This is a genomic window from Pinibacter soli (assembly GCF_029961145.1).
Lineage (GTDB): Bacteria > Bacteroidota > Bacteroidia > Chitinophagales > Chitinophagaceae > Pinibacter > Pinibacter soli.
The window spans coordinates 295,921-308,828 of the sequence record NZ_JASBRG010000007.1 but is presented as its reverse complement, the minus strand read 5'-3'; the positions used below and the strand labels follow the sequence as shown (position 1 = coordinate 308,828).

10 protein-coding genes are annotated in these 12,908 nt (G+C 42.3%); 6 read left to right on the top strand and 4 right to left on the bottom strand.

All coding sequences use genetic code 11. The annotated features are described in order from the left end of the window. The first annotated feature begins 53 nt into the window (after window positions 1-53). The 4 genes from QJ048_RS12290 to QJ048_RS12275 all read left to right on the top strand — a co-directional run bounded on the left by QJ048_RS12290 (window position 54) and on the right by QJ048_RS12275 (window position 5,153). Entirely contained in the window at window positions 54-1,562 is a 1,509-nt protein-coding gene (locus QJ048_RS12290) for a B12-binding domain-containing radical SAM protein (RefSeq protein ID WP_282334654.1), read from the top strand. A 129-nt stretch (window positions 1,563-1,691) separates the two neighbouring features. Next, window positions 1,692-2,744 (top strand): radical SAM protein, encoded by a 1,053-nt coding sequence (locus tag QJ048_RS12285; RefSeq protein WP_282334653.1) that lies wholly within the window; start codon window positions 1,692-1,694, stop codon window positions 2,742-2,744. A 136-nt stretch (window positions 2,745-2,880) separates the two neighbouring features. Continuing rightward, entirely contained in the window at window positions 2,881-4,338 is a 1,458-nt protein-coding gene (locus QJ048_RS12280; protein WP_282334652.1) for a B12-binding domain-containing radical SAM protein, read from the top strand. Beyond that, window positions 4,335-5,153 carry a class I SAM-dependent methyltransferase gene (locus QJ048_RS12275; RefSeq protein WP_282334651.1) on the top strand — a complete coding sequence of 273 codons (819 nt, stop codon included), beginning with the start codon at window positions 4,335-4,337 and terminating at the stop codon, window positions 5,151-5,153. The genes QJ048_RS12280 and QJ048_RS12275 overlap by 4 nt, the downstream gene beginning before the upstream one ends. Before the next feature lie 256 nt (window positions 5,154-5,409). On the opposite strand, the gene QJ048_RS12270 is transcribed toward QJ048_RS12275, so the two are convergent. From QJ048_RS12270 to QJ048_RS12255, 4 genes are all read right to left on the bottom strand, one after another. Then, window positions 5,410-6,342, bottom strand: a complete 933-nt coding sequence (locus QJ048_RS12270; RefSeq protein ID WP_282334650.1) for a hypothetical protein — start codon at window positions 6,340-6,342, stop codon at window positions 5,410-5,412. A gap of 184 nt (window positions 6,343-6,526) precedes the next feature. Further along, the gene (locus QJ048_RS12265; protein WP_282334649.1) at window positions 6,527-8,887 is read right to left on the bottom strand and encodes an eCIS core domain-containing protein; all 2,361 of its coding nucleotides are present in this window, start codon (window positions 8,885-8,887) and stop codon (window positions 6,527-6,529) included. A 144-nt stretch (window positions 8,888-9,031) separates the two neighbouring features. Further along, the gene (locus QJ048_RS12260) at window positions 9,032-10,132 is read right to left on the bottom strand and encodes an AI-2E family transporter (protein WP_282334648.1); all 1,101 of its coding nucleotides are present in this window, start codon (window positions 10,130-10,132) and stop codon (window positions 9,032-9,034) included. A gap of 183 nt (window positions 10,133-10,315) precedes the next feature. Further along, complete coding sequence (locus tag QJ048_RS12255) at window positions 10,316-10,519, bottom strand: hypothetical protein (protein ID WP_282334647.1); 204 nt, start codon at window positions 10,517-10,519, stop codon at window positions 10,316-10,318. A 539-nt stretch (window positions 10,520-11,058) separates the two neighbouring features. Here QJ048_RS12255 and QJ048_RS12250 point away from each other — a divergent pair. Together QJ048_RS12250 and QJ048_RS12245 are read left to right on the top strand one after the other, a co-directional pair. Next, entirely contained in the window at window positions 11,059-11,538 is a 480-nt protein-coding gene (locus tag QJ048_RS12250) for a GtrA family protein (protein WP_282334646.1), read from the top strand. A gap of 64 nt (window positions 11,539-11,602) precedes the next feature. Further along, the gene (locus QJ048_RS12245; protein ID WP_282334645.1) at window positions 11,603-12,784 is read left to right on the top strand and encodes a BamA/TamA family outer membrane protein; all 1,182 of its coding nucleotides are present in this window, start codon (window positions 11,603-11,605) and stop codon (window positions 12,782-12,784) included. The last annotated feature ends 124 nt before the right edge of the window (window positions 12,785-12,908 follow it).

Genomic DNA, 12,908 nt, shown 5'->3' with positions numbered 1-12,908 from the left:
GCTCCGGCAACCTTTTCCAATTTTTCCCGTATCTATTAGCATAATCGAACCTCATGGCTGCCCATAATAAGATTTTACTGTTTAATCCAAGGAGTGCAAAAATCACTTTTCGTGTACCCAATTCAATCCTAAACATCGCCGCATCAGTAGAAGGCAAATACGACTGGATGGTCGTAGATGGGAACAGGGAAGATGATCCCATGGGAAAAATAAGCAGCTATCTTTCCACGGGAAGTTTCAAATACATTGGCTTCACCGTAATGCCGGGCCCGCAACTCAGGCAGGCTGTTGCATTTTCTAAGAAAATAAAAGAACTGTATCCCAAAACCATTATGATCTGGGGTGGTTATTTTCCCTCACAACAATACAATGCGGTCCTGAAATCGGGCTATGTGGATTTTGTCGTGAACGGTCCCGGCGATCATTGTTTTCCTCAATTGATCGACGCATTGGAAAATAACACACCTTATGAACTGATCAAAAATATTATTTACCGTTCGGGAGATGACATTATCAAAACCCGGAAAGAGGACCTGATTGAGCAGGATACTTTACCGCCATTGCCGTACGACAAATTGCATACGATGTATTCAATGGAAAACTATCTCGGCAAAACCTATCTCGGTAAAAAAACTTTTGCTTATCACTCCAGTATCGGTTGCCCTTTTACCTGCTCATTTTGTTCGGTTGTGCCCATTTACGAAGCAAGATGGAAAGCAAAATCTGCGCAACACATTTACAACGATTTAAAGTACATTAAAGACAAATGGGGCGCTGATGCTATAGAATTTCACGACAATAATTTCTTTGTGTCCGAAAAACGAGTGGTTGAATTTGCCAAACTGATTAAGCCGGAAAAGATGACATGGTGGGGCATGGCACGCATTGATACCATGAACAAATTTTCCGACGAAACATTGTCGCTGATTCGGGAAGCTGGTTGCAAGATCATTTTCTTCGGCGCAGAAAGCGGCAATGACGAATTGCTTAAACGCATGGACAAAGGCGGTACACAAAGCGGCGCACAGATCGCTGCATTCGCAGCAAGAATGAAACAGTTTGACATCATTCCGGAATATTCATTTGTATTGGGCATGCCTGCTCCAACACCTGAACAGGTGGAGAAACAAATTGACGATGACATTGCTTTCATAAAGAAGATCAAGCGCATTAACCCCACTACCGAAATTGTTTTGTACACCTACAGCCCTGTTCCCACAGAGGGTTCATCGCTGTTTAAGGAAGTTCAAAACAATGGCTTCCGTTTTCCACAAACACTGGAAGACTGGGTGAGTCCGCACTGGGAGAATTTTGACATGCGTAAAAATCCACTTACACCATGGCTCACACCAGCAATGATTGACAAAATCAGAAACTTTGAAACTGTGCTGAATGGTCGCTATCCAACAGTTACAGACATTCGTTTAACAAGTTTAAGAAAGAACGCTATCAAAGCGTTAGCAACTTTACGATATAAAATAAATATTTACCAATATCCATATGAAATCAAGCTATTGCAACGCATTTGGAAATACAGGCAACCGGAGATCCAGGGATTTTAGGAAGTTGAAAATGGAAAGTTGAAAATGGTAGGGGCGAATTGCATTCGCCCTGGTAATTGAAAAGTTTTGAGTTACTAAAAATTTAAACACGCACAGCCAAACAACTATCAATTAACAATCAGAAAAAACATGCAACAATCCCTATATCAAACATACAAGCGTTATAAAACTTTGCGGACAAATGTGATCACTACTTTGCCGATCGTTATCCTAATGCCGCACAGCGCATGCAATTGCCGCTGTGTAATGTGTGATATATGGAAGCACAACAATCATCTCAAACAATTAACAGAACAAGACGTAGAGAACCTTCTTCAATCACTGAGAAAATTTAAAACAGTCGAAGTAGTAATGTCCGGCGGAGAAGCGATCCTTCATCCGGCATTCTTTTCATTGTGTGCAATTCTGAAAAAGCAACACGTAAAAATCACTTTGCTCACGAGTGGACATGCCATTAAACGTCATGCAGAAAACCTTGTAAAATATGTTGACAACATCATTATTTCAGTTGATGGAAATGAAGACATGCACAACAGGATCAGAAACATTGAGAACGCATTTGCAAAAACGAAAGAAAGCATCAAGGCAATAAAGGCTCTGCGACCTGACTTCAGGATCACCGGCCGCACGGTTATTCATCAATTGAATTTTCGCGTCTGGCCGCAGATCATTGATGCTGCAAAAGAGTTGCAACTTAACAGCATAAGCTTTTTACCTGCAGATGTAACAAGCAATGCGTTTGATCACACGGAACAATGGAAAGAAGAGAACAAGGACAAACTGCTGATTGATAACGAGTCATTGCCGGAACTAAAATCAATTATCGAAAGAATGCTCGAAACCCATGCAATGGATTTTGCAAAGCGGTATGTGCTTGAATCGCCTGGAAGGATTTGGAGCATTCACCAGTATTATTCGGCATTTGCCGGACTTGCAGATTTTCCTTACAAGCGATGTAATGCACCCTGGGTCTCCGCGGTGATTGAAGCTGATGGTTCGGTAAAACCTTGTTTCTTTCACGAAGCATTTGGCAACATAAAAGATGATTCACTTAATAACCTTGTAAATAATGAACTGGCTCTTCACTTCAGAAAAACGATAAACATGGCAGAGAATGAAATATGCCGAAAATGTGTCTGTTCGCTGTATTTGCCGCCGACGGTGAATCCGGGGAGAACTTAGGAATTAGAAATTAGGAGTTAGTAATTAGTAATTGTTTATGTGCTGCTTTGGGCATGCTTATCAACCATCATTATGTTCGGGTCTTATCACTCAAAACTCATAACTCATAACTCACAACTCATAACTGAGACAAGCAATGAAAAAAATCTTATTTACGCACTCATATTTTTTGCACTTTGATAAAAAGCAGGAGGCCATTGGCAAGCCATATGCGCCATTGGCTACGTTGTATGCTGCCGCATTGATGCGTGAAAATGGTTATGAGGTTTCGCTTTTCGATACCATGTTTGCTAAAGGTGCAGATGAATTGATCGACGTATTAAAAATGGATATGCCTGACCTGTTGGTTATTTATGATGATGGATTCAATTACCTCACAAAGATGTGCCTGACCAATATGCGTGAGGCTGCATTCCGTATGATCAATCTTGCAAAACGATGTGGCATTACGGTGATCATGTCCAGCTCTGATGCAACGGATCACTATGATCAATATCTGCAAGCGGGGGCTGACTTCGTTTTGATAGGGGAAGGAGAGATGACTTTATTGGAACTTACAAATGCCCTGGCGTCCGGCACAACTGACTTTCACAATATTCAGGGAATTGTTTTTCGTGAAAATGGAACAACGACACAAACGGCGAAAAGAATAGTATTAAAAGACCTCGACAGTTTGCCGCAGCCCGCCTGGGACCTCGTTGACATTGATCGCTATAAAGCAACCTGGATGAAGCATGCAGGTTATTTTTCCATCAACATCGTTACCACAAGAGGATGTCCATTCAAATGTAACTGGTGCGCAAAACCTATTTATGGCAACCGCTACAATTCGCGTTCTCCGCAAAAGGTCGTAGAGGAGCTGAAGTATTTAATGGAAAATTATGGCTTCGATCATGTCTGGTTCTGCGATGACATTTTTGGGTTGAAACCAGGATGGGTAGAGGAGTTTGCCAATCTTGTCCACAAGGAAAATCTGAATTTTAAATTCAAGATACAGTCACGGGCAGATCTGCTTTTGCAAACGGCTTATGTAAGTTCCCTGCAAAAGGCAGGTTGTGAAAATGCATGGATGGGGGCCGAAAGCGGTTCACAAAAAATACTTGATGCAATGGACAAAGGCATCACCGTTGCACAAATACACGAGGCAACAAACCTGCTGAAGTTTTACAAAATAAAACCTTCACTGTTCATTCAATTTGGTTACCTGGGAGAAACAAAGGAAGACATAAAGCTCACTATAAAAATGATCAACGATCTGATGCCGCATGAAATTGGTATCTCTGTTTCTTATCCCTTGCCGGGCACCGGCTTCTACGAAAAAGTAAAAGCGGCGATGCAGAAAAAGCACAACTGGACAGACTCTTCAGAATTGGCACTGATGTTTAGAAATACTTATGTCCCATCGTTTTACAAACAACTACACCGCTATGTGCACAACAATTACAAAAAACATATTGCTACGATAAAATGGCGCGAATGGTTTAAGCAATCCGGGAAAAGCGATGTAAAGAAAATGCTTTCTGCATTCTACTATTTTCCGGCAACATGGTATAACAGGGTTATACTTTTCTCACTGCAACACAAGAAAGCATGAACGAAATGATTCAACATAACGAACAACTTGCCGCCGCTGCTTTCAGTAAACAGTCTGCCGTTTTTGACGCTATATACAGCGCCAACACGATCGTACAATACAAACGGGAACGAGTGAGGGACGCAGTAATGAGATATGTGCCGCAAGGTTCACATATTCTTGAACTCAATTGCGGAACTGGAGAGGACGCTATTTTTTTTGCACGCAATGGGTATGCTGTTCATGCTACCGATATTTCAAAGGGCATGCTTGATAAAGCGGCTGCAAAAGTGGGCCAGCAGGGACTTGAGGATAAAATTACTTTTGAGCAATGTTCCTATACAGGTTTGCAATCGCTCAAAGAAAGCAAACAGTATGATGCGGTCTTTAGCAATTTTGGAGGATTGAATTGCACAAATGAACTGAACAAAGTGTTGTCGTCCCTTAACACCATTTTGAAACCTGGCGGTGTTGCATGCATGGTTATTTTGCCAAAGTTTTGTTTGCTCGAAACTTTGTTAATTTTTAAGGGAAAATTCAAAACTGCATTTCGTCGCTTCTTCAGCAGCAAAGGAAGAACGGCACGCATCGAAGGGGAATTTTTTACCTGCTGGTATTATAATCCATCCTACGTGAAACGCCTGTTGAAAGATAATTTTACTGTTGAAACAGTTGAAGGCCTGTGCACCTTTGTTCCTCCTTCTTATATTGAACATTTTGCGGAGAAATATCCGCGAATGTTTGCATTCCTGCGAAAAGCAGAACAGCGTTTTAAATCAACATGGCCGTGCCGCTCGATTGGCGATTATTATATCATTGTGCTTCGGAGAAAGTGAGCACACAGATGACGCTGATTTGGATGATTTGCGCTGATTTTTTTCTTAAATGCAGCGCCTCTGATGAATTCTAAAAGAGCTTTTTTTAAAACCCTTTCATTTACCACTAAGGCACTAAGGACACATAGCCGCACTAAGGGTTGTTTATTTTCAGTTAGTGTTAACCAAAATCAAGTCTTAGTGAAACTTAGTGTCCTTAGTGCCTTAGTGGTAAGTATGGGCGACCAGAATGGTAAAGCATGTAGTCTGTGGTTAGTCATCCCATTTCACCTGCACTTTTCATTGCGTGCAATTGCTGAAGTTGCAATAATTTTTCCTGATGTTTTGCCAGCAACTTTATTGGAAAGCCTGTGGGATCTGGCTTTGAGTAATGTTTGTGCGCGGTCATACTCATAACATAACCATGATCGTTCAACTGACCGGACATTGTTTTTTGCTGCCATCTTTTTGCCGTTATCTTCATCAGGTAATTGTCGAGGGTATTTCCGAAATTTCCCCTAAAACAGAATTCTAAGAATTGTTTGACCGGATTTGAACTCATGTCTTTTTCCCTGTAAACACGCTTGAAATGATTGGGAAGAAATTTCGCTGTCCAGTTATTGGTTTTAAAAAAATTATCAAAGGCCTTAGTGCCCTGTAGTGGCATGAGCGTAACAATTTCAGTTGCGGTAAAAATATTCTTCTCCACTATATCCAATTCCTTTTCATCAATGTAGTAATTCATGCACATGTAATGTTGCTTATTGAAAAGATAACTAAGCTTCTTAAGTAAATGAGTAAAAGTGCGCGCCAGCCAGACGCGGTTGTGCGATGTAATGATGAACAGATCAATGTCTGCTCCTTCTTCCGCAAAATACTTTGACAAAGAACCTGAAATAGCAATGCCTTTGACAAAAGGAAAATGGCTGAGAAGTGCAGCCACACGTTTTCCGGTATCAATAAGCTTTATTGCCTTCGCATACCCTTCGTTGCGGCGGCTGGCATATTGCTCATCCTTTACAAGGCTGTAAAATTGTTGCACCCTGTAAACATGACCCGACAACAAAAGTTCACGCAGCTCATGTTGCAGCGTGTCTTTTGTGCACTGTACAGGTAGAAACAAAAAAATCTCTTTTTGCGTTAGCGGGTACCTGAAGTTGTCAAAATAGGCGAGTGTCGCCACTATCTCTTTTTGTAAATCGGTCACCATTTCATTTCTTTAGTAAGGGCTGTACTAGTACATACGAGTTCACTAAAAAAAGGTTGCTTGCAACCTGCAATAAAATAATTCTTTAAGTAGTTCAATAACAAATGGGAGGAGTGTTGGGTGTACGAAGTACCATGTACTATATTTTTTTGGATGGAGCGCTCTAATGATTTTCGTACATCGTACATTACAAAGTGCTTCTTTCTATTCTAATCTTCTTATGCGCCTGTAGTACAATTTCCGGTTCTGATGGCGGCGCAAAATTCAAATTATCGTCGTTGAGCGTTTCAATTGTTATGAAATCTGCATTGGTAGGTTCAATGACCTTAACTGGTATCGTATAGGAGTAGACATCGCTTTGTCCTCTTAAACGGAAAGTGACAGTCATGTTGAACGATTGACCCACTTTCGCGTCTTTGTCTATGCCTCCTCCATAACCGGATGGATACGCTTGCGGTGGATTGGTCTTTGCTTTTGTTGGAGTGGCTCTTTTGCTTTTCACAGTGCCCCCGGGTCCGGCGCCACCTGGCCCGGAGCCTCCGGGTTTTGTAGTGACTTTCGGGGCCGGCCTTCTTACCTCGGCTCTAATGTACCATGCGTGTCGATGCTCTTCAATAGGCGTTCTGGTGCCGGGGTTGATACATGTATCTACCGGATAGCCATTGAACTCCAGGAACCATGTTCTCCTTACTTCCCGCGGCGGATCCCAGGGTCCGAATGCCGGCTGGTCAATACCAAAATAGTGGCAGCCGTCTGACTGAGTACTAAAAAATCTATCGATAAAATATTCACCATCGCCATCTTCATCTCTTGTATCGGTCAATCGTGGAGGATTCGACCTGTGGCCGTACTCAGTATTGGGCAAACAAAGTCCATCCTCATGAAATGTATTTTCTTCAAGATATATTCCTGGCATCAGGCAGTGGTTTCGCCGACTAACAGTTCCGTCTGTAAATTCAGTTTCCATGTATCCTCTTACAATTTGCTCGTACTCTCCACAAGAGCAATAGCAACCCTTTTCAGGGTTGTCTTCAAAATCTATTTCCATACGGAACGGCCCATGTAAGATCATTACATTCCACTCTGCGAATACCGGAAGCCTGCCGCTTGGTAAGTAAACATGTTCAGGACAGGCATGCGGCTTTTTCTTTTTTTCATCATCATCTGTGCAATCCTTGTAAAACTCAATGCATGCTTCCGGATTCTCCGCGCCAAAACATTCAATAGCAAGCCTTGCACACTTGGGCAGCCAGAAGGGGAAGATAGGAAGATGAATATCTATGCAGGACCAGAAGTGTGGACAATCGTCGGTCGTTTCTCCTTCCCATAATGTATCTTGGTAAATTTCCGGCTTGTAAAAATGTGCATACGCCGGAGGAAGATCAGGATTGTTTTTTGGCACAGGCGTTGGATCATCGTGATGCGATGAACGGATTTCAATATCCACCCTTCGATTGCGTGATCTTCCCGTATCTGTTTCATTCGCCACAAAAGGATTGTTTTCACCTTCACCCTCCATCGGATATTTTTTACCGGTCAAATCTTTAAGAAAATTTCTCACGCTTGCTGCCCGATGTACAGACAAAGGATCATTGATGGCAGGCGACCCTGTTGAATCTGTATTTCCAACGATATAGAGGGTTAATGCATTGCTCTTGGACGACTGTAGCAATTTGCTCAATTTCTTCAGCGCCGCTCTGTGCTCATTTTTCAGATAATACCGGTTGATAGCGAAATTATAAAGGCTGATACCAAATGGATGCGCAATGGCCTCATACTCTCCGGGTGTATCGATAGATTGTTCTATTTCTTCATAACGCGTCAGGGGCCGCTTTGCATCATCGCCTTCTTTTCTGTTGATCGTGCCGGCGATCGTACCTGCAGACCCTTGCTGCACGACGTGCGTTAATTCATGCGCAAGCAAATGTTTCCCTGATTGTGTTTGCGGCTGGTATTGTCCGGTGCCAAAAACAATGTGGCTACCGTGCGTATATGCGTAAGCATTGATATCGGAAGAGGAGCGGTGCGCCATTGAATCGTTGTGAATCTGCACACGACTGAAATCATAGCCAAACCTTGACTCCATGAATGTTTGCGTAGCAGGATCAAGCGATTGCCCCGTTGACTGCAATACATCATTAACAGATGAAGAAATTTCAGGAGAAGCGGAGGTCATCTTCTTTCTTTGAAGATGTTTTTCCTCTTCCTCACAATGTGCACATTTCCTTTGTAAAGGAAAGTCCATTATTGGTTTCGTCATCAATATGCCATCATCTTCCTTTTCTTTGCGTTGCAATTTATCCTCCTCTTCACATGCTGCACATTTACGCTGTATATTAACTGGTGCTGGTTTCGGGGAAACGATGTCATGATCTGCCATGCGCATCACTTTGTCGGCAGTAGCATTTGCCTCACGTTCATAATGATCATCAACGGCGCCAATCGTAAGCTTAGGTTGCACGGCAACAGGAGTAAAAAAAGGTTGCAGCTTCTTTTTATTTACAAAAGAAGAACTGTTTGTTTTTTCTGTAGTAGCGTGCGTTTGCATTTTCGCTTTGGGTGATTCGTAAACAAACTTTTACGCGTTTTTACAGGGAAGGAGATTATGAGAGGAAATCAAACTTAAGATAAGAAGTAAATGGGTGAAATGCAATGAATGTGCATTCATAATGAAAAGCTTTGGCGTGTTATTTTAATTGTCTCCTACATCTCCAGATATTTGCGTTTCCCTTTTTCTCGTTTTCTGCAACCATGAATTGAAAATGGTATAAAACACTGCGAGTATAATTGCACCTTTAAACATGCCCGTAAAGCCCCACGCCACAAGGCCTCCGATCACGCCAAGGAACAAAACAAGAAAGGGAAGTTTGCCGCTTCTGGCTATGAGAACCGGTTTTAGAACAGCGTCAATAATGGACACAGCAACGCCCCATACCCCAATAAAAATAGCGCCGCCGGTATGCCCCTGCATCGCAAGCCAAACAACGACCGGTATAAACACGATCAAAGGCCCCAACTGTATAAGCACCAAAAAATAAACGACGGCCGCGAGCCCCAGCGCAAAAGGAATTCCCTCTATCGCAAAACCCGCCCATGAAAATATCGCTGCTATAAACGCCGTGCCCATCACGCCGATAGCAACACTTTTAACCGCTTCAGCGGTAGCATCGATCAATGCATTACCATCTTCTTTGCCAAACATGTACGTGAGCGTAGCATCTATAGGTTCCATTATTTTTCGACCACTTACCAAAAAAACTGCTGATACAATGATGCCCGCAACAAATTCTAAAACAACACCCACCATTCCGGCACCACTCGTCACCACGCGGTGCAGTACCGGTCTGAGTTGAGGTTCATATGCGCTGACTGCTTCCTTCGGCCTGTCCTGTAGCTGCTGCCAAAAGGCTTTTATATCCTCACCTACAAAAGGAAGGTTTGCGATCCAATCCGGAAGCGGCGGCAATCCGTTTTCCCTTACGCTGCTAATCCAGTGAATCGTTTCCCGCACATGCGAGCTCAATGAAGATATCATGTAGATTACAGGTACAGCAACAATTGCGATCAGCAAAATAGAATAGACAACGGCCGCCAGCTTTCGTCTTTGTCCAAAAAACTTCACCAGCCTTTCAAATGGTTTTGCAAACGACACCGCAAATATGATAGCAAAAGTAAATACACCAAAGAAAGCCTGCAGTACAGTAAACATGGCATAGATCAATCCCAGCAACAAAAGGAGGATCAATACTGTTTCTGTTATTCTTCCTGAATTTGGATGTGAAGGCTCGCTCATAATGATGGGTTTCGGTAAGTGTAATTAATGTACAAATTATAGTTGAGAGGCAAAAGACAATTGAAAATTGAAAGTTGAAAATGATTCTGAACCTAAAGCCCGCGGTTTCCATTTTCCACAAAAAAAAGAGCGCCAACAGCAACTTCAGGCCGTCAGCGCTCTTTCAAGCTATAGTAAGTTTATTTATTCTGGTAAAATGGGACCGAAGCGTAGTTTTTTGGCCGCAATTGTTTTACTTGGATACAAAATATCATGTGCCGTTTCATAACCTTCGTCAGACGCTTTTCTAAGTTTACGTTGTGTATTCATTTGTTTTGATGCATACGCTACAAAAGCAATCAGGGCAAACGAAGCAACTCCAAGCAGGAAAGAATCTCTCTTTTTCATAATAATAATTTTTCAGACAGTTAAGCCATTATAGAATTGTTTTCCGGGCTCAGACATTATTACCAATTACGTGCCACGATTGTTTAAAGCAGAACGCCTAATTCTTAACGCAAAATGCAGACTCTTTTATCCCAAAACCTAAGCGTTATGCGGCATGCGCTAAGCCTTAGGAAGTACTTTAATTTACGAAAAAAAAGCCACTCTGCAATATTTTCATGATAAAATAGCGGTTAGATATGCATTGGGTGACTATATGCCCAATAAAGGAAACTTTAACAGATTTTCCTTTGTTTGTATGTTAGTAATCCGCCGACATCTTTTTTATATACCTGCTTTGATTGGTGCTTATCACAGCTTGCAAAAGAGTAAGTACAACGAACAAAAATCGCCAGGAAGCAACACCCGGATAACTGTCGTACCCCGTCCACTGAGCGACAAACCTCAAACCTCGCACCTCCCCGCAATAACATTAATTCTTCGTTATTAATAACAAATTCCCTTACAAACGCCTTATATTCGCTCCGCAAAATCAAAATTGTTTGAAGAATAACATTACTGCATTTATCGATTTTTTCTATCCTCCGTTTCGCAAGTTTATTCCCATACAAACTTTCCGTTACCTGGCCTGCGGTGGCAGCAATACGCTGCTCGACATTTTTGTTTACTTCATCAGCTACAATTTTATCTTACATAAGCAGAACTTTGTTTGGGGGCCGCTGGTAATCAGTCCTTATATCATGGCGTTCATTATGTCGTTTACAGTAAGTTTTCCAACGGGCTTTTTTCTTATGCGCAACGTGGTTTTCCACGACTCCAACCTGCATGGAAGAGTACAACTGTTCCGTTATTTCATGCTGGTGATCGTTTGTATCTTCATTAATTATGTGAGCCTGAAAGTATTGGTGGAGAACTTTCACATTTACCCAACCATCGCTAAAATCATTACCACATTTATCGTTGTATGTTTTAGCTACCTTACGCAGAGAAACTATACATTTAAGGTTAAGCAGCAAAGCTGAGAAAGGTTAGTGATTTTTTTGAACAAAAATGTCGATGTAATTGTCTGTATATGAGACTCTTTACATGACAACAAGAAAAAATCTCAAGCAATTCATTTGCACGGCTATCCTTATTGCAGCAAGTACCCTGTTACAAGCACAGTTTTTGAAAAAGCTACAGAATGATCTGTATGTTAAAGATTCCACACGCATTGCTCAGAAAAAACCACTTTTCCTTCCATTCCCGGTTATAGGCTATGCACCGGAAACCAAGTTTCAGTATGGTTTTGGCGCAGTTTATAGTTTTTATTTGGACAAAACATCAGACATCACCAGGCCATCTTCTTTGTATTCCTACAACATGTTTACCGTGGAGAGCCAGATACAACTGATCCTGCAGGGAAGTTTGTGGACGAAAGATAACATGTGGCATATGTTTGTCAGCGGCATCTACAACGACTTTCCCGCATACTTCTACGGCATTGGTGCGCACACCCATGAGGCCGACAAAGACCTGATCACAGCGAAGAGATTCAGTTTACTAACGGGTGTGGAGCGCAAGTTGGGCAAACATTTTTATGCCGGCGGCGGACTTGGCTTCCAGTCGGACCATTTTACGGACCACGAAAAGGGAGGTATTTTTGATACAACCGCATACATTGGCAAAAACGGCGGCAATCTTGCAGTTATTGGTTATGAGGGTATTTACGACTCTCGTGATTACGAAAACTGCACAACGAAGGGGACTTATTTCAGAGCAATAGGCTGGACAAACTTTGCCTACAGCGACTTCCACTACACTGCCATTACGCTTGACGCAAGGCATTTTATCCGCATCAACCCAAAGCAGACGTTGGGTTTCCAGGCAGCATATCATACCACACAGGGTAGTAGCATTCCATTTTATGCAATGTCCAAACTCGGGAGTTCCAGCTATTTGAGAGGTTATTATGCATGGCGGTACAACGATCAGAATTTGCTGGCCGGGCAAGCTGAATGGCGCTTTCGTCCGTGGGCCACGAAAAGAGATAAAGGATTTGTCTCTGACACGAGGATAATATTTGCATTGTTTGCAGGAACAGGAACGGTGTATGCCAACAACAAGCTTACGATCAGCGATTTTTATCCAAGCTTTGGTGGCGGCGTCCGGTATATGTTTGACCCGTTGGCAAGGCTCACGTTGCGTTTGGACATGGCAGTCGGAAATCAGAAACCTGGTGAGGACCGCAGCAAGGGATTTTATATTTCTTTAAACGAAGCATTCTGAAAGAAGCTGGAGTTTTAGTTATTGAAATAATTTTTTTTGCAGTCGACATATTAACTCTTTCTTCGCGGCCTTTTCAATAGTCTTTTCGAGGACGTACTCAATCCACTGTAATGCGGGCTTTAGC

What these genes read in the sequence shown, in the direction of transcription:
- QJ048_RS12290 (WP_282334654.1), top strand. Translation starts at nt 54, where the DNA reads ATGGCTGCCCATAATAAGATTTTACTGTTTAATCCAAGGAGTGCAAAA.
- QJ048_RS12285 (WP_282334653.1), top strand. Translation starts at nt 1,692, where the DNA reads ATGCAACAATCCCTATATCAAACATACAAGCGTTATAAAACTTTGCGG.
- QJ048_RS12280 (WP_282334652.1), top strand. Translation starts at nt 2,881, where the DNA reads ATGAAAAAAATCTTATTTACGCACTCATATTTTTTGCACTTTGATAAA.
- QJ048_RS12275 (WP_282334651.1), top strand. Translation starts at nt 4,335, where the DNA reads ATGAACGAAATGATTCAACATAACGAACAACTTGCCGCCGCTGCTTTC.
- QJ048_RS12270 (WP_282334650.1), bottom strand. Translation starts at nt 6,342, where the DNA reads ATGGTGACCGATTTACAAAAAGAGATAGTGGCGACACTCGCCTATTTT.
- QJ048_RS12265 (WP_282334649.1), bottom strand. Translation starts at nt 8,887, where the DNA reads ATGCAAACGCACGCTACTACAGAAAAAACAAACAGTTCTTCTTTTGTA.
- QJ048_RS12260 (WP_282334648.1), bottom strand. Translation starts at nt 10,132, where the DNA reads ATGAGCGAGCCTTCACATCCAAATTCAGGAAGAATAACAGAAACAGTA.
- QJ048_RS12255 (WP_282334647.1), bottom strand. Translation starts at nt 10,519, where the DNA reads ATGAAAAAGAGAGATTCTTTCCTGCTTGGAGTTGCTTCGTTTGCCCTG.
- QJ048_RS12245 (WP_282334645.1), top strand. Translation starts at nt 11,603, where the DNA reads ATGACAACAAGAAAAAATCTCAAGCAATTCATTTGCACGGCTATCCTT.